Source organism: Pseudomonas sp. S2_B10 (assembly GCF_054668425.1).
Map to the genome: position 1 here is coordinate 1,289,989 of NZ_CP162768.1, position 16,098 is coordinate 1,306,086.

General features: G+C 60.9%; 15 protein-coding genes. 2 read left to right on the plus strand and 13 right to left on the minus strand.

Going from position 1 to position 16,098, the window contains the following annotated elements; genetic code table 11:
• Positions 1–26 precede the first annotated feature (26 nt).
• The 6 genes from acpP to AB4O45_RS05670 form a co-directional block, all read right to left on the minus strand.
• Positions 27–263: an acyl carrier protein gene (gene acpP / locus AB4O45_RS05645; RefSeq protein WP_003175607.1), complete on the minus strand. Its 237-nt coding sequence runs from the start codon at positions 261–263 to the stop codon at positions 27–29.
• A 195-nt stretch (positions 264–458) separates the two neighbouring features.
• Positions 459–1,202 carry a 3-oxoacyl-ACP reductase FabG gene (gene fabG, locus AB4O45_RS05650; protein ID WP_016770989.1) on the minus strand — a complete coding sequence of 248 codons (744 nt, stop codon included), beginning with the start codon at positions 1,200–1,202 and terminating at the stop codon, positions 459–461.
• A 16-nt stretch (positions 1,203–1,218) separates the two neighbouring features.
• Positions 1,219–2,157: an ACP S-malonyltransferase gene (gene fabD, locus AB4O45_RS05655; RefSeq protein WP_460161176.1), complete on the minus strand. Its 939-nt coding sequence runs from the start codon at positions 2,155–2,157 to the stop codon at positions 1,219–1,221.
• A gap of 123 nt (positions 2,158–2,280) precedes the next feature.
• Complete coding sequence (gene plsX, locus AB4O45_RS05660) at positions 2,281–3,291, minus strand: phosphate acyltransferase PlsX (RefSeq protein ID WP_082530305.1); 1,011 nt, start codon at positions 3,289–3,291, stop codon at positions 2,281–2,283.
• 4 nt (positions 3,292–3,295) lie between these two features.
• A complete protein-coding gene (gene rpmF, locus AB4O45_RS05665) occupies positions 3,296–3,478 on the minus strand; it encodes a 50S ribosomal protein L32 (protein WP_003179396.1) in 183 nt (60 codons plus the stop codon).
• Positions 3,479–3,491: 13 nt separating this feature from the next.
• The gene (locus AB4O45_RS05670; protein WP_003204262.1) at positions 3,492–4,019 is read right to left on the minus strand and encodes a YceD family protein; all 528 of its coding nucleotides are present in this window, start codon (positions 4,017–4,019) and stop codon (positions 3,492–3,494) included.
• A gap of 105 nt (positions 4,020–4,124) precedes the next feature.
• On the opposite strand from AB4O45_RS05670, the gene AB4O45_RS05675 reads away from it, so the two are divergent.
• A complete protein-coding gene (locus tag AB4O45_RS05675; RefSeq protein WP_071173215.1) occupies positions 4,125–4,703 on the plus strand; it encodes a Maf family protein in 579 nt (192 codons plus the stop codon).
• 86 nt (positions 4,704–4,789) lie between these two features.
• Here AB4O45_RS05675 and sppA read toward each other — a convergent pair whose 3' ends face one another.
• From sppA to rluC, 3 genes are read right to left on the minus strand one after another with little or no spacing between them, the layout of a single operon-like run.
• A complete protein-coding gene (gene sppA / locus AB4O45_RS05680) occupies positions 4,790–5,779 on the minus strand; it encodes a signal peptide peptidase SppA (RefSeq protein WP_460161177.1) in 990 nt (329 codons plus the stop codon).
• A gap of 24 nt (positions 5,780–5,803) precedes the next feature.
• Positions 5,804–6,466 (minus strand): HAD-IA family hydrolase, encoded by a 663-nt coding sequence (locus AB4O45_RS05685; protein ID WP_460161178.1) that lies wholly within the window; start codon positions 6,464–6,466, stop codon positions 5,804–5,806.
• Positions 6,453–7,412 (minus strand): 23S rRNA pseudouridine(955/2504/2580) synthase RluC, encoded by a 960-nt coding sequence (gene rluC, locus AB4O45_RS05690; protein WP_016770994.1) that lies wholly within the window; start codon positions 7,410–7,412, stop codon positions 6,453–6,455. Before rluC ends, AB4O45_RS05685 begins: the two co-directional genes overlap by 14 nt.
• 699 nt (positions 7,413–8,111) lie before the next feature.
• Between rluC and rne the strand changes: the two genes are divergently transcribed.
• The gene (rne, locus tag AB4O45_RS05695; RefSeq protein WP_460161179.1) at positions 8,112–11,399 is read left to right on the plus strand and encodes a ribonuclease E; all 3,288 of its coding nucleotides are present in this window, start codon (positions 8,112–8,114) and stop codon (positions 11,397–11,399) included.
• A gap of 191 nt (positions 11,400–11,590) precedes the next feature.
• Here rne and AB4O45_RS05700 read toward each other — a convergent pair whose 3' ends face one another.
• Genes AB4O45_RS05700 through AB4O45_RS05715 form a run of 4 tightly spaced genes read right to left on the minus strand, consistent with a single transcriptional unit; the run spans position 11,591 to position 15,953 of the window.
• Complete coding sequence (locus tag AB4O45_RS05700; RefSeq protein WP_460161180.1) at positions 11,591–12,187, minus strand: nucleotidyltransferase family protein; 597 nt, start codon at positions 12,185–12,187, stop codon at positions 11,591–11,593.
• Positions 12,184–13,164, minus strand: a complete 981-nt coding sequence (locus AB4O45_RS05705; protein WP_460161181.1) for an XdhC family protein — start codon at positions 13,162–13,164, stop codon at positions 12,184–12,186. Before AB4O45_RS05705 ends, AB4O45_RS05700 begins: the two co-directional genes overlap by 4 nt.
• Complete coding sequence (locus AB4O45_RS05710; RefSeq protein WP_460161182.1) at positions 13,165–15,486, minus strand: xanthine dehydrogenase family protein molybdopterin-binding subunit; 2,322 nt, start codon at positions 15,484–15,486, stop codon at positions 13,165–13,167.
• A complete protein-coding gene (locus tag AB4O45_RS05715) occupies positions 15,483–15,953 on the minus strand; it encodes a (2Fe-2S)-binding protein (protein WP_041479453.1) in 471 nt (156 codons plus the stop codon). Before AB4O45_RS05715 ends, AB4O45_RS05710 begins: the two co-directional genes overlap by 4 nt.
• Positions 15,954–16,098 lie beyond the last annotated feature (145 nt).

The following is a 16,098-nucleotide window of genomic DNA, read 5'->3' on the forward strand; positions in this document are numbered from 1 at the left end:
TGACAGCAAGCAACGATTACAAACTATTACGCCTGGTGGCTGGTAACGTAGTCGATTGCAGCTTGTACAGTAGTGATCTTTTCAGCTTCTTCGTCAGGGATTTCGGTCTCGAATTCCTCTTCCAGAGCCATCACCAGCTCAACGGTGTCAAGGGAGTCGGCACCCAGGTCTTCTACGAAGGAAGCGGTGTTGACCACTTCTTCTTCTTTAACACCCAGTTGCTCGGCAACGATTTTCTTGACGCGCTCTTCGATGGTGCTCATACCTTGTTTTCACTCCTAATGGACAAATTCAGGCAGCTGGCCAGTGGGTAAGTGTATAGAAAGCCTTTTCAGTTTTTCAACTGAAAGCTTCACTCCTCAAACCCTGCGGCCCTCTGCCTATAAATAGATTGCAGCTTTATAACGGATTTTAGACAGCTCGTATGACATTTTTTGAAGCAATCCGTCACATTTTACTTACATGTACATCCCACCGTTCACCGGGATTGTAGCCCCGGTAACGTATGCCGCACCGTCGGATGCAAGAAAAGCGACCACGGACGCGATCTCTTGAGCTTGCCCCAGACGACCCAGCGGAATCTGCGTCTGCAAGGCTTCACGCTGTGCTTCAGGCAGCTCGCGGGTCATATCGGTGTCGATGAACCCTGGGGTTACCGAGTTGACCGTAATCGAACGCGAACCGACTTCACGCGCCATCGCCCGGCTGAAACCTTCCAGACCGGCCTTGGCGGCTGCATAGTTTACTTGGCCGGCGTTGCCCATGGCACCCACTACCGAGCCAATACTGATAATTCGACCCCAGCGCGCCTTGGTCATGCCACGCAAAACGCCCTTGGACAGGCGATACAGACTGTTCAAGTTGGTATCGATCACGTCGTACCACTCGTCGTCTTTCATGCGCATCATCAGGTTATCGCGGGTGATACCGGCATTATTGACCAGAATCGCCACCGGCGCACCGAACTGCTCCTGAATGCCTGCCAGCACGGCGCTGACCGATTCGTCGCTGGTGACATTGAGTTCGAAACCGGCGCCCTGGATACCGTTTTCCTTCAGGGTCGCGGCAATGCGCTCGGCGCCCGACGCGGAGGTCGCGGTGCCGACAACGATGGCGCCCTGACGACCCAGTTCCAGCGCGATGGCCTGGCCGATGCCGCGGCTTGCACCGGTAACCAGTGCAACTTTACCTTGCAGACTCATGCAAGTTTCTCCTGATTCAGGCCTGCGCTGCGCGAGCGGCAGCGAAGGCGTCTGGGGTATTGAGATTGGAAGTCGAAACGCCTTCGGCGCAACGTTTGTTCAGGCCAGCGAGGACTTTGCCCGGGCCGCATTCAACCAGATTGGTCGCGCCCTTGGCGGCCAAAGTCTGCACCGATTCAACCCAGCGCACTGGCTTGTAGAGCTGTTCGAGCAGATCGCGCTTGAGGGTTTCCAGATCGGCTGGCACTTGTGCGCTGACGTTCTGCACCACCGGGATCTGCGGCGCCTGCCAGTCGATGGCGGCGATGGATACGGCGAAACGCTCGGCAGCCGGACGCATCAGCTCGCAGTGCGACGGCACGCTCACCGGCAATGGCATGGCGCGCTTGGCACCACGGGCCTTGCAACCCTCGATGGCGCGCTCGACGGCCGCCTTGGCACCGGCGATCACCACTTGGCCCGGCGAGTTGAAATTCACTGCGCTGACGACTTCGCCTTGCGCCGCTTCGGCGCAGGCAGCCAGCACGTCGGCATCTTCCAGGCCGAGGATCGCGGCCATGCCGCCTTGCCCGGCCGGCACCGCTTCCTGCATCAACTGGCCACGGCGCTCGACGAGCTTGACCGCGTCAGCCAGGGTCAGGCTGCCGGCGGCAACCAGCGCGCTGTATTCACCCAGGCTGTGGCCGGCGACAAACGCCGGACGCGCGCCGCCTTCGGCCAGCCACAGACGCCACAGGGCGATCGAAGCGGTCAGAATGGCTGGTTGGGTTTTGTCGGTTTGATTGAGCAGCTCTTCCGGACCCTGTTGGGTCAGTGCCCACAGGTCGTAGCCCAGCGCAGCAGAGGCTTCTTGAAAGGTTTCGAGGATCAGCGGATGTTGCGCGCCCAGCTCGGCCAGCATGCCGAGGGACTGCGAACCCTGTCCTGGAAAGACGAATGCGAGGGAAGCAGACATGTAACAAGCCCCTAATGATCTTGTCGTCGGAAAATAACGCCCTGTTGGGGACGCCAGAAACTGACAGTTTGGATGGCCCTTTGAACCGGGCGGTCACATTTAAGCATTGTCCGACGAAAACGCCTAAGACAACAGCTCCTCCAGACGACCGTGGAGACGCTCGGGGAGGTTCTCTTGAATCTCGATCAGCGCCCGTTGAATGGCACTCTGAAAGCCCTGTACCCCGGCCGATCCGTGGCTTTTCACGACGATGCCCTGCAAGCCGAGAAAGCTTGCGCCATTATGCCGCGCCGGGGCCAGGTCGGCCTGCAGACGCTTCATCAACGGCAGCGCGAGAACGCCGACAGCGCGCGAAGCGAAGTTTTTCTTGAACAAAGCCTCGATCCGCGCAGCAATCATCGTCGCCAGACCTTCGCTGGACTTGAGCAGGATGTTGCCGACGAAGCCGTCACACACCACCACATCGGCCTCGCCGCGATACAAGCCGTCGCCCTCGATAAAACCGATGTAGTTGATCCCGCGCGCAGCCTGCAACAACGTGGCGGCCAGTTTGACCTGCTGATTGCCCTTGATGTCTTCAGTGCCGATGTTCAGCAGTGCCACACGCGGACGGGCGATACCCAGGGTCTGCGCAGCGACCGAGCCCATCACCGCAAACTGCAACAGGTGCTCGGCACTGCAATCGACGTTGGCGCCCAGATCGAGCAGCTGGCAATAACCGGTCTGCGTCGGAATCGCCGCGACCATGGCCGGCCGATCAATGCCGGGCAATGTCTTCAGCACGAATCGCGACAAGGCCATCAACGCACCCGTATTGCCGGCACTGACACAGGCCTGCACCTTGCCATCGCGCAGCAGTTCAAGGGCTACACGCATCGACGAATCCGGCTTGCCACGCAGGGCTTGGGCGGGTTTTTCGTCCATGGTGATGACTTCGCTCGCCGCGACAATCGTCAGGCGCGCGCGATCGGCAGCCGACTGGCCGTGGATCAGTTCTTCAAGAAGGGAGGGTTGACCGACGAGGGTCAGGTGCAGCGAGGGTGTAGCAGACAGGCAAGCGAGACTGGCCTGAACAATGCTGCGGGGACCGAAGTCCCCGCCCATTGCGTCAATCGCGATGACTTGAGCAGACAAGTGATTACTCGTCAGCGCCCTTGTCGATCACTTTACGGCCACGGTAAACGCCTTCTGGCGATACGTGGTGACGCAGGTGAACTTCACCAGTGGTTTTTTCTACAGACAGGGTGCTAGCCTCGAGAGCGTCGTGCGAACGGCGCATGTCACGGGCAGAGCGGGATTTTTTGTTCTGCTGAACAGCCATAATTGATTAACTCCTAAACGTTTGGGTCACGCTTTAACTGCGCCAATACACTGAACGGGTTGGACCGCGTTACCTCGTCCTCGCTCGGTTCGGGCTCATCTGCTCCCGCCGGCTGCTGGCATTCTTCCGGATGATGAGCAGGCACAATGGGCAAGGCGAGCAGAAGCTCCTCCTCGATCAGTGACTGCAGATCCAATGGATCTTCGCCCAGTTCCAGCACGTCATAACCTTTCGGCAACGACTGGGTATTCGCACCCTCCTTCACCACCGCGTAACTGCATTCGCTGTGGATCGGCAGGGTGACCAGCTCAAGACAACGCTGGCAAACCATTTTGACTTCGGTGTCGATAAAGCTGTGGATGACCACAGACTTACGTTCATCTCGTTCAAAAACGAATTTGGCCTGCACCGTACCGACATCGTCGGAAAGCGGGTCGCAGAGTCTCTTCAAATCGGCCAGCAGCAGTTCACCTTGAAGGGTGGTGCCACGGTCAGCCAATTTGCGCGGGTCAACGTGAGGTGGAATCGGGTCATTCAACATAGGCGCAGCATTATAGGGATGCACCCAACCATGTCAAAGGAAATTGTGCCCTGTCCGTCACTTGCGCGCCTCCGCTAGAATCCGCACCTGCCTCAGGAGACGTCCATGCTGCCTTTATTACTCGCTTCAAGCTCGACTTATCGCCGCGAATTGCTCGCCCGCCTGCACCTGCCGTTCGTCTGCAGCTCGCCGGACATCGACGAAAGCCACCGCCCGGGCGAGTCCGCAATCGATCTGGTCAAACGTCTCGCCGAAGAAAAGGCCCGGGCCTTGGCGGACAGCCACCCTGCTCATCTGATCATTGGCTCGGATCAGGTTGCCGTCCTCGGCGAACAGATCATCGGCAAGCCGCACACCTTCGAGAAGGCTCGCGAGCAATTGATGGCGGCGAGCGGCGCGAGCGTGACCTTCCTGACCGGCCTGGCGCTGCTCAACAGCCAGACCGGGCAATGCCAGGTCGACTGCGTGCCGTTTACCGTGCACATGCGCCAGCTGGATCAGGCACGCATCGAGCGCTATCTGCGCATCGAGCAGCCGTACGACTGCGCCGGCAGCTTCAAGGCCGAGGGACTCGGCGTAAGCCTGTTTCAATCGACCGAAGGCCCGGATGCCACCAGCCTGATCGGCCTGCCGCTGATTCGCCTGATCGATATGTTGTTGGTCGAGGGTGTGCAAATCCCTTAAAAGCAAAAGATCGCAGCCTTCGGCAGCTCCTACACCGATTGTGCAAGAGCTGCCGTTGACCTGCGATCTTCCGACCTTGAAACGATTTACCGCAACGAAGGCCCGTGAAACCCCATCCACATCGCCAACTGCTCGGCCACGCTGGCGCCGAGCTTTTTCGAGAAGCGATCGAACGGCGATTCCTGCACGGTGAAGTCCACCAGCTCCTTCTCGCCAATCACATCACGCGCCACCGAACTGGCATTGCCCAAGCCATCGATCAGGCCTAGCGGCAGCGCCTGCTCACCCGACCAGACCAGCCCGGAAAACAGCTCCGGATGCTCTTTGTCCTTCAGACGATCGCCACGGCCCTGCTTGACGCTGTTGATGAACTGCTTGTGCGTGGTGTCCAGCACGCTTTGCCAGAATGCGATTTCTTCAGGCTTTTGCGGCTGGAACGGATCCAGGAATGCCTTGTGCTCGCCCGAGGTATAGGTGCGGCGCTCAACCCCGAGTTTTTCCATGGTGCCAACGAAACCGTAACCCGCCGCCGTCACGCCGATCGAGCCGACCAGACTGGCCTTGTCGGCATAGATCTGATCCGCCGCGCTGGCGATGTAATAGGCGCCCGAAGCACCAAGATCGGAAATCACTGCGTAAAGCTTGATCTCCGGATGCAACCCACGCAGACGCTTGATCTCGTCATAGACATAGCCAGACTGCACCGGACTGCCGCCCGGGCTATTGATGCGCAGGACCACGCCCTTGACCTTTTTGTCTTCGAACGCCGCACGCAGGCTGCCAACGATATTGTCGGCGCTGGCCGGCTCCTTGTCGGCGATTACACCGTCGATCTCGATCAACGCCGTGTAGTTCGGGCCGCGGGTGGCGGTTTTTTCCATGTCCATCAGCGGCGTGAACAGCAGCAGCGCAACAAACAGATAAACAAACGTCAGCAGCTTGAAGAAAATCCCCCAGCGCCGCGAACGGCGTTGTTCCTGCACGCCGGCCAGCAAAGTCTTTTCCAACAGCTTCCAGCTTTTCGCGTCACCGTCGTCGGCACTTGCCTTGGCCGGTGCTTTCCATTCGTCGGTCATGCCATCTACCCCAGCAAAAACGTATTAAGCCTGCTGACCCAGCCAGGCGTGCAATTCAGAAAAACGGTCGATCGACAGGCGCGGCTCGAACTGTTGCAGGGACTCGATCGATTGCGCGCCGTAACTGACCGCCACCGAATCCATCCCCGCGTTGCGTGCCATCAGCAGATCGAACGACGAATCGCCGACCATCAACGCCTGCTCCGGACGTACGCCGCAGTGGCTGACGATCTGCTCAAGCATCAGAGGGTGTGGCTTGCTGGCAGTTTCATCGGCGGCGCGGGTGATATCGAAATAATCTTCCCAGCCATTGGCCTTGAGCACCCGATCCAGTCCGCGACGGTTCTTGCCCGTCGCTACCGCCAGGTGATAACCCTGCTCGCGAAACGATGCCATCGACTCGACCACGCCCTCGAACAGCGGCGACGGCACGGCTTCGGCAGCGATGTAGTGATCGGCGTAATACTCACGAAACGCGAGCATTTCTGCGGCGCTGATTTCGGGGTACAGCGTGCGAATCGCCTCCGGCAAGCCGAGACCGATGATGCCTTTGACAGCGAAGTCATCGCGCAGCTCGAAACCGGAACGCCCGGACGCCGAGTGCATGGCCTCGACGATCCGATGGATGGAATCGGCAAGGGTGCCGTCCCAGTCGAAAATCAGCAGCTTGTAATCAGATGGGCGCACTCAATCGCTCCACGGTCTTGGCCCACATTTCATCGACGGGCGCTTGCAGATTCAGCTTGCCGCCGTCGGGTAGCGGCACGGTCAGCATGTAAGCGTGCAGGAACAGGCGCTTACCGCCCAGATCGCGGATTTCCTTGGTGAAATCCTCGTCGCCATACTTACTGTCACCGGCAATGCAATGGCCAGCATGCAAGGTGTGCACGCGAATCTGGTGGGTACGACCGGTAACCGGTTTAGCTTCGACCATGGTGGCAAAATCACCGAAGCGGCGCAGCACCTTGAACAGCGTCAGGGCTTCTTTGCCCTCGTCATTGACTTCGACCATGCGCTCGCCGGAACGCAGATTGCTCTTGAGCAGCGGAGCGCGAACCTGCTTGATCGAGGTTGCCCAGTTGCCACGGACCAGCGCCATGTAGCGCTTGTCGACGCCATCGCCGCGCAACTGCTCGTGCAGGTGGCGCAACATGCTGCGTTTTTTGGCGATCATCAGCAGGCCGGAGGTGTCACGGTCGAGACGGTGAACCAGCTCCAGTTCCTTGGCGTCGGGACGCAACTGACGAAAGGCTTCGATCACGCCGAAATTCAGCCCGCTGCCGCCATGCACCGCAATGCCGGCGGGCTTGTTGATCACGATCAGGGCTTTGTCTTCGAAGACGATCGAGGCTTCCAGGCGCTGCAACAGCCCCTGGGCCAGCGGCACCGGTTCGTCGCGCTCAGGCACGCGAACCGGCGGCACGCGCACGATATCGCCGGCCTGCAGCTTGTATTCGGGCTTGATCCGACCTTTGTTCACGCGCACTTCGCCTTTGCGCAAAATGCGGTAAATCAAGGTCTTGGGCACGCCTTTGAGCCGGGCGAGGAGAAAGTTGTCGATTCGTTGGCCGGCATACTCCGGCGAGACTTCAAGCAGTTGAACGCCTGGAGTCGAAGGGGCAGTAGTTGTCATGCCGCGGATGATAACAATTTTTATGGAATTGAAGCACTTAATCATTGCTGCTATAGTCGCGAACGCCGCCAAAAGCGGCCTGGACAGCGGAACCACGGTCAAAGACCGGCCCTGACCAACGCAATTCACCAGGGCGCGAGGCCGTCCTACGGGGCTTTCGCTACGTAACGGTGGAGTTTGCGGTTGTAACGAGCGCAGGTGACATGAGGCCTGAATTACACCGCCGGGCAGAGTTCTGACTCGCCAGGCAGGCGACATTCGAGGCCAGTTCACAAAGTGCAGTCGACTGCGAATGACCCCGAGCGATTGCTTCGGAAACATCGCCTGAATTAGCCATGATGCGTGACCTCCCCTTTCGGAGCTCACGGTAAATGCCAACCCGCTGCGGATTCTGCGCGCGGCAGCACCCGAATTATCAGGGATACGTGTAGGGTGGAGATGCACAACCGCCGGACTGTGTAGCAACAAGCTTTGATCAAGACGCTTCATCTCGTCCACAGCCGCTGGTTGATTCCTCCTCCTGACTGAGTGCTTAAGTAGCCACAGCAAGCAGGACGCGTACGTCGCGGTATCGGCCCAATTGGCCGCACATCGCTGGACACGGGAATGGCCAACCACTCCCGACGCACCTGACACCGACCGTGAGAAGTCGTGTGTGCCGAACGCCGTTTCCGGCAGCCCGGAAACCGACGGTACTACATGAAAAGAATGCTGATTAACGCAACTCAACCCGAAGAGTTGCGTGTTGCACTGGTAGATGGCCAACGCCTCTACGACCTGGACATCGAATCCGGTGCACGCGAGCAGAAAAAGGCCAACATCTATAAAGGCCGTATCACTCGCATCGAACCAAGCCTTGAGGCTGCCTTTGTCGATTTCGGCTCCGAGCGCCACGGCTTCCTGCCCCTCAAAGAAATCTCCCGCGAATACTTCAAGAAAGCCCCCGAAGGCCGCGTCAACATCAAGGACGTCCTGAGCGAAGGCCAGGAAGTCATCGTTCAGGTCGAGAAAGAAGAACGTGGGAACAAGGGCGCCGCCCTGACCACCTTCATCAGCCTGGCCGGTCGTTACCTCGTACTGATGCCGAACAACCCGCGTGCCGGCGGCATCTCCCGTCGCATCGAAGGCGAAGAACGCAACGAACTGCGTGAAGCGCTGAACGGTCTGGTTGCTCCGGCCGACATGGGTCTGATCGTGCGCACTGCCGGCCTGGGCCGCAGCAGCGAAGAAATGCAGTGGGACCTCGACTACCTGCTGCAACTGTGGACCGCCATCAAAGAAGCCTCGCTGGATCGCTCCGCGCCATTCCTGATTTACCAGGAAAGCAACGTGATCATCCGCGCCATCCGCGATTACCTGCGCCAGGACATCGGCGAAGTGCTGATCGACAGCGTTGAAGCCCAGGACGAAGCCCTGACCTTCATCCGCCAGGTGATGCCGCAGTACGCCAGCAAGATCAAGCTGTACGAAGACAGCGTGCCACTGTTCAACCGTTTCCAGATCGAAAGCCAGATCGAGACCGCGTTCCAGCGCGTCGTCGAACTGCCTTCCGGCGGCTCCATCGTCATCGATCCGACCGAAGCCCTGGTGTCCATCGACATCAACTCGGCGCGCGCCACCAAAGGCAGCGATATCGAAGAAACCGCGCTGCAGACCAACCTTGAAGCCGCCGAAGAAATCGCCCGTCAGTTGCGCCTGCGCGACATCGGCGGCCTGATCGTCATCGACTTCATCGACATGACCCCGGCCAAGAACCAGCGCGCCGTGGAAGAGAAAGTCCGCGAATGCCTGGAAGCTGACCGCGCCCGTGTGCAGATCGGCCGCATCTCGCGTTTCGGTCTGCTGGAAATGTCCCGTCAGCGCCTGCGTCCATCGCTGGGCGAAAGCAGCGGCATCGTCTGCCCGCGTTGCAACGGCACCGGCATCATCCGTGACGTTGAATCGCTGTCGCTGGCCATCCTGCGCCTGATCGAAGAAGAAGCCCTGAAAGACCGCACCGCCGAAGTTCGCGCGCAAGTGCCGATCCCGGTCGCTGCGTTCCTGCTCAACGAAAAACGCAACTCGATCACCAAGATCGAACTGCGCACCCGTGCCCGTATCGTCATTCTGCCGAACGATCACCTCGAGACGCCGCACTTCGAAGTTCAGCGCCTGCGTGACGACAGCCCGGAAGCCGCGACCAACCAGTCCAGCTACGAAATCGCTGCGGCCGCTGCCGAAGTCGAAGAAGTCCAGCCAGCCGCTGCGACCCGCACTCTGGTTCGCCAGGAAGCTGCAGTGAAAACTGCGCCGGCCCGTGCCAACGCACCGGTGCCGACTGAAGTTGCACCTGCCGCACCTGCTCCGGCATCGGTTGCCGCACCTGAGCCAAGCCTGTTCAAGGGCCTGGTGAAGTCGCTGGTCAGCCTGTTCGCCACCAAGGAAGAGCCAGCCGCACCGGTCGCTGTCGCGAAACCGGCTGCCACCGAGCGTCCTGCCCGCAACGAAGAGCGTCGCAACGGTCGTCAGCAGAGCCGCAACCGCAACGGTCGCCGCGATGAAGAACGCAAGCCGCGCGAAGAACGTGCTCCACGTGAAGAGCGCGCACCACGCGAGCCGCGCGAAGAGCGCCAGCCACGCGAAGCCCGCGAGCCGCGTGAAACCCGCAGCGAAGCGCCGGTAGCCCGCGAAGAGCGCGCACCACGTGCCCCGCGTGAAGAACGTGCACCGCGTGCACCGCGTGAAGATCGCAAGCCGCGTGGCGAGCGTGAAGAACGCGTGCGTGAACTGCGCGAGCCGCTGGACGCCGCGCCAGCCGCAGCCGCAGCTGTTGCTGCCGTGACCGCTGAAGAGCGTCCGGCCCGTCAGCCACGCGAAGAACGCGCCCCGCGTCCGCCGCGTGAAGAGCGTCAACCGCGTGCCGAGCAGGCCGCTGCTGCCGTTGCTGAAGAAGAAGTGAACAGCAACAACGAAGAGCAACTGCCGGAAGACGGTCAGGACAACGCCGAAGGCGATCGTCCACGTCGTCGCTCCCGTGGCCAGCGTCGTCGCAGCAACCGTCGCGAGCGTCAACGTGATGCCAACGGCAATGTGATCGAAGGTTCGGAAGAATCCGAGTCCGCTGAAAACGCTGGCGAGCCAAGCACTGCCGATCTGGCCGCTGGCCTGGCCGTCACCGCCGCCGTAGCCAGCAGCACCATCAGCGCTCCGGCAGAAGCCGAAGCTCACGAGCAGGCTGAACGCGCCACTGCCGCCACACTGGAAACTGCTCCAGTCGAAGCGCCGGTTGTCGAAGCCACCACTCCAGTGGAAGTGACTGCTGCACCGGAAATCGAAGTCGCTCCGGTCCGCGAAGCTCAGCCTCAGGTTGAAGCGCCTGCCGAACCGGAAGCTGTCGTCGAAGCACCAGCGGCCATCACTGAGCCAGCTGTAGAAACCGTCAGCGAAAACGTGACCAGAACCGTGCGTGAAGTTCGCGAAGAGCAGACTGCGTTCAACTGGGTTGCCGAGCCAGCCGTCACCGAAGCTCCAGCGCCAGTCGCTGAAGCCGAAGTACCGCAGGCCATGGTTTCCGAGCCAGTAGTTGTAGCGGCCGAACCGGCTCCAGAGCCAGTGGTTGAAGCACCAGCTGTCGAAGCACCAGTTGCAAAAGCTCAGGCTGAAGAAGCACCAGCCGCAGTCGAAGCGCCAGACCCGGTGGTTGAAGCTCCGGCTCCGGTCAGCGCCCTGACGCCAAACGGCCGTGCGCCAAACGACCCGCGTGAAGTGCGTCGTCGCAAGCGTGAAGCCGAGCGCCTGCAGAAGGAAGCCGAACTGGCTGCCGCTGCAGCGCCAGTGGCTGCCGAACCAGCCGCTGCGGCTGAAGTGATCGAGGCAGCCCCTGCCCCGGTCGCGGAAGAAGCATCGGTTGAAGCGGTGATCGCTGAAGCACCACGCTCCGTTCAGGACGCGGTTGAACAGCGCGAAGAAGCCCAGGAAAAAGAGCACGAGCCTAAACCACTCGTGTAATTCCTGAAGCCAATAAAAAGCCCCGCCCGGTGAAAGCCTGGCGGGGCTTTTTATTGCCTGAGATACCAGCATCATCCACAACCTTTGTGGGAGCGAGCCTGCTCGCGAAAGCGCTGGGTCAGACAATATTCATGTAGCTGAACCAGCGCATTCGCGAGCAGGCTCGCTCCCACAAGGGATTTCAACATGGCTCAGGAATGAGGAAATCCCAAAGATTCAGGCACATCGATATCCCACAACACACCTGGATCATCCACCGCCACTTCCACCACCCTGCCCTGCGCAAACAACGGCCTTGCGCCACGATCGCCGGTCAGCGCCTGCAATTGCGCGCCAAATGAACGACCAAACCCCACCGGATGGCCAAACTCACCACCCAGCACCGGCACGCTCACCGCATCATCAGCCATCGCCGCGACCACTCGCTCAATACTCGATGGCAAGATAAACGGCATATCGCCGAGCACAATCAACCAGCCATCAGCGTCAGGGCAAGCGGCAACACCTGCGGCGATGCTGTCGCCCATGCCGGTCGACTCGATTGACACCACGTCGCAGCCATATGCCTGGGCCATGCGCATCGCCTGGGGTCGCGCTTCGGTGGTGACAAGTACGCGCTTGTCGAGACTGGCCGGCAGGTTCACCAGCACCTGCTCGATGACCGAACGCACCGCGCCGTCACGCCCGGTGCAATCAGCAAGCAACTTGTCTTTGTCGGGACCGGCGATCTGGCGAAAACGCTTGCCCTCGCCTGCTGCCAGCACGACCACTGCGATGGAATGGCTCATGCACCCTCCAGCGGTTTTTTCTGCTTCAACTCCACACCGTTCTTGATCGCAACAATTTCCGCCAACAAGGACAAAGCGATCTCTGCCGGCGAATGACTACCGATGTGCAGGCCGATCGGCCCGTGCAAGCGATCAATCGATGCTTGCGACAAGCCTAGCTGAGCCAGATTTTCCCGGCGCTTCTGGCTGTTGACCCGCGAACCGAGCGCGCCGACGTAGAACGCCGGCGAATCGAGCGCGGTGAGCAAAGCCATGTCATCCAGACGTGGATCGTGAGTCAAGGCGACAATCGCCGTGCGCTCGTCGGTCTGGATGTTCAACACCGCCTCGTCCGGCATGCCGGGGACGAAACGGCCATGCTGCTCTTCCCAGCCGTAAACGAACTCGGTGCGCGGATCGCAGATCAGCACTTCGAAATCCAGCAGCCGCGCCATGTCGGCGACGTAGCGCGACAACTGCCCGGCACCGATCAGCAACAAGCGCCAGCGCGGACCGTAAATCGCCCGCAGAACCTTGCCGTCGAACACCAGCGAATCGGTTTTACTCGCCGGAGCCAGCCGCACCTCGCCGGTTTCGATGTTGAGTTCACGGGCAACGATTTCGTGGTTTTCGCAACGCTGCAGCAGCTCGGCCACCCACGCCGGGTCGCCGACGCGCTCTTCGGTCAGGCGCAGGGTGCCGCCGCAAGGCAGGCCAAAACGCGCGGCCTCCTCGCGGGTCACGCCATAAGTGATCATCTGCACCGGCGGGCCGTCGGTGGCGATGGGACCATCGTGCAGCCGCGCGATCAAGTCATCCTCGACACAGCCGCCTGACACCGAACCGATCACCACGCCGTCCTCGCGCAAGGCGAGCATGGCGCCGGGCGAGCGCGGCGCGGTGCCCCAGGTCTGCACCACGCTGAACAGCACCACCCGCTGCCCGGCACGGCGCCACTCGAGGACGCTGCGCAGGACGTTGAGATCGACGCTGTCCATTTAAGCCTCCGCCTTCTGCCAGCCTTGCAACTGATAACGCACCGGCAGATTGCGGATACGCTTGCCGGTGGCGGCGAAGATCGCGTTGCACAGCGCCGGAGCAATCGGCGGCACGCCCGGCTCACCAACGCCACCCAACGGCACGTCACCCGGCGGCGTGACCAGATGCACCGCGACTTCCTTGGGCGCCAGCGACATGCGCGCGACCTCGTACATATGGAAGTTGTCCTGCTGGACCTTGCCGTCCTTGAAGCTGATCTCACCGAGCACAGCGTTGCCCAGGCCCATGACGCACGCGCCTTCGAACTGCGAACGGATGCGCTCAGGGTTGATCTGCGGCCCGCAGTCCACGGCGATGTCGGCCTTGTGCACGATCAGCGAACCGTCGTCCTTGACCTCGACTTCGATCACTGCCGCGACATAGGTGACGAAGCTGTAATGCACCGCCAGACCGAGACCACGGCCCTTGGGCAGTTTGCGCCCCCAACCGGCGGCCTTGGCGGCAGTTTCCAGCACCGTGCGCATGCGCCCGGTGTCGATCGGATAACGCTCGGGCGATTCGCCGTAGTTCCACTCTTCGCTCAAGGTGCGAGGATCGATCTGCCGGTCCGGGCCGAGCAATTTGATCTGGTACATGAGCGGATCTTCCCCGGCCTTGTGCGCCAGTTCATCGACGAAACTCTGAATCGCGAAGCCGTGGGGAATGTTCGACACCGAGCGATACCAGCCAACCCGCGTGTGTACCTTGGCTTCGGGGTTTTCCAGGCGCACGTTGGGAATCGCATAGGCCATGTTGGTAAAGCCCATGCCCAGCTCGAACGCCGCCTCATGGTTCATGTCCGGCGCAAACAACGCGGTGATGCTCGGCGCCACGGTACGATGCAGCCAGCCGGACGGCATGCCGTTCTTGTCGATGCCCGCCTTCAGATATTCCGCCGACACGGTGTGGAAATACGAATTGTGGATGTCGTCTTCGCGCGTCCACTGCACCCGTACAGCCTTGCCCGGAAACTCCTTGGCGAGAATCGCCGCTTCGACGACGAAGTCCGGTTTCGACTTGCGCCCGAAACCACCGCCCAGCAGCGTTACGTTGAAGGTGACCTTTTCGAACGGTACGCCCAGGCGCTCGGCGATGCGCTCGCGGGTGACCTGCGGTGCCTGACTCGGCGCCCAGGCTTCGCACACGCCGTCCTTGTAACGGGCAATGGCAACCATCGGTTCCATCGGCGCCTGCGCCAGATGCGGCAGATAGTACGAGGCTTCGAGGGTGCTGGCGGCACCGCTCAAGGCTTTGTCGATATCACCGGTGTTGCGCACCACTTTGCCGGCCTTCAGCGACGCCGCTTCAAGCTCCTTGCGATAGGCAATCGAGTCATAACTGGCATTCGGGCCGTCGTCCCACTCGATCTTCAGCGCCTCGCGGCCCTTGATCGCCGCCCAAGTATTGCTGGCCACAACCGCGACGCCGCCCAGTGGCTGGAACTCTGACGGCAACGGCCGGCCTTCGATCTGCATGACTTTTAGCACGCCGGGGACTTTCAGCGCGGCGCTGTCATCGAGGCTTTTGACCTTGCCGCCATACACTGCCGGACGAGCGATAGTCGCGTAGAGCATGCCGTCGAAATGCACGTCGGCGCCGTACACTGCGCGGCCATTGACGATATCGGCACCGTCGATGGCCTTGGTGCCTTCCTTACCGATGTAGCGAAATTCCGACGGCTGCTTGAGACGCAGGCTGTCACGCGCCGGTACTGCCAGCGCACTGGCCGCAGCGGCGAGTTCGCCGTAACCCAATTCACGGCCGGACGGTTTGTGAATGACCTTGTGCAGTTGCGCATGGCATTCGCCAACCGGCACTTTCCACTGCGCAGCGGCCGCCTGTTCGAGCATGGTCCGCGCGGCGGCGCCGCAACGACGCATCGGCTCGTACCAGTGACGCATGCTGCGCGAACCATCGGTGTCCTGGTTGCCGAAGCGCACTTCGTCGCCCGGCGCCTGCTGCACTTTGACCTGCGCCCAATCGGCCTCGAGTTCATCGGCCGCTACCATGCTCAGGCTGGTGCGCACGCCCTGGCCCATTTCCGAACGGTTGCACACCACGGTGACGCTGCCATCGGCAGCAATGCTCACGTAAACCTTGGGATCGTCGATCCAGCCATTGGGCATGCCATCGGCGCCAAACTTCTTCGCAGCGTCATCGGCCAGCGCATCCTGCCAGCCCCAGCTCGCGGCGAGGACCAGCGCACTGGTGGCGCCGACGCCTTTGAGAAAGCCACGGCGGCTGAGGTTGCTCAGGGCGAAATCATTCGGGACGCGGCTCATGCCTTCACCTCCTTCAGTTGAGTGGAGGCCTGGCGGATCGCGGTTTTGATCCGGTTGTAGGTGCCGCAGCGGCAGATGTTGCCCACCATGGCTTCTTCGATCTGCTCGTCGCTCGGGTTCGGATTGGTTTTCAGCAGAGCGGTGGCCGACATGATCTGCCCGCCCTGGCAATAACCACATTGGGCCACGGCACTGTCGAGCCAGGCTTGCTGCACGACCTTGCCTACCGGGTCGGCGTGGAGATTATCGATGGTGGTCACGTTCTGACCGATCACCGAGCCGATCGGCGTGATGCAACTGCGTGCCGGCAAGCCGTCGATATGGATGGTGCAGGCGCCGCACAGGCCCATGCCGCAACCAAATTTTGTGCCGTTGTAACCGGCGACGTCACGAATTGCCCACAACAGCGGCATGTCTTCGGTGACATCGAGGGAGTGGTCTTGACCGTTGAGTTTCAGGGTAATCATGGGCACGCCCGCATATTTTTAGTGGTTATGGGGTCGAGCAATCTGCCGCCGGAAAATCAGCGGTGGGTTCGCGCAGATCGACTCAGGCTAATCAGGCTCTCTTGCGCCGACGGGAACGTCTGCACCGGGCCTTTGGGTGGAGCAA

Excerpts from the sequence above, each read along its gene's own strand:
- rluC (WP_016770994.1), bottom strand. The coding sequence starts at position 7,412 with ATGACAACTACTGCCCCTTCGACTCCAGGCGTTCAACTGCTTGAAGTC.
- AB4O45_RS05675 (WP_071173215.1), top strand. The coding sequence starts at position 4,125 with ATGCTGCCTTTATTACTCGCTTCAAGCTCGACTTATCGCCGCGAATTG.
- AB4O45_RS05670 (WP_003204262.1), bottom strand. The coding sequence starts at position 4,019 with ATGTTGAATGACCCGATTCCACCTCACGTTGACCCGCGCAAATTGGCT.
- acpP (WP_003175607.1), bottom strand. The coding sequence starts at position 263 with ATGAGCACCATCGAAGAGCGCGTCAAGAAAATCGTTGCCGAGCAACTG.
- rne (WP_460161179.1), top strand. The coding sequence starts at position 8,112 with ATGAAAAGAATGCTGATTAACGCAACTCAACCCGAAGAGTTGCGTGTT.
- AB4O45_RS05705 (WP_460161181.1), bottom strand. The coding sequence starts at position 13,164 with ATGGACAGCGTCGATCTCAACGTCCTGCGCAGCGTCCTCGAGTGGCGC.
- AB4O45_RS05700 (WP_460161180.1), bottom strand. The coding sequence starts at position 12,187 with ATGAGCCATTCCATCGCAGTGGTCGTGCTGGCAGCAGGCGAGGGCAAG.
- rpmF (WP_003179396.1), bottom strand. The coding sequence starts at position 3,478 with ATGGCTGTTCAGCAGAACAAAAAATCCCGCTCTGCCCGTGACATGCGC.
- fabG (WP_016770989.1), bottom strand. The coding sequence starts at position 1,202 with ATGAGTCTGCAAGGTAAAGTTGCACTGGTTACCGGTGCAAGCCGCGGC.
- fabD (WP_460161176.1), bottom strand. The coding sequence starts at position 2,157 with ATGTCTGCTTCCCTCGCATTCGTCTTTCCAGGACAGGGTTCGCAGTCC.
- AB4O45_RS05710 (WP_460161182.1), bottom strand. The coding sequence starts at position 15,486 with ATGAGCCGCGTCCCGAATGATTTCGCCCTGAGCAACCTCAGCCGCCGT.
- sppA (WP_460161177.1), bottom strand. The coding sequence starts at position 5,779 with ATGACCGACGAATGGAAAGCACCGGCCAAGGCAAGTGCCGACGACGGT.
- AB4O45_RS05715 (WP_041479453.1), bottom strand. The coding sequence starts at position 15,953 with ATGATTACCCTGAAACTCAACGGTCAAGACCACTCCCTCGATGTCACC.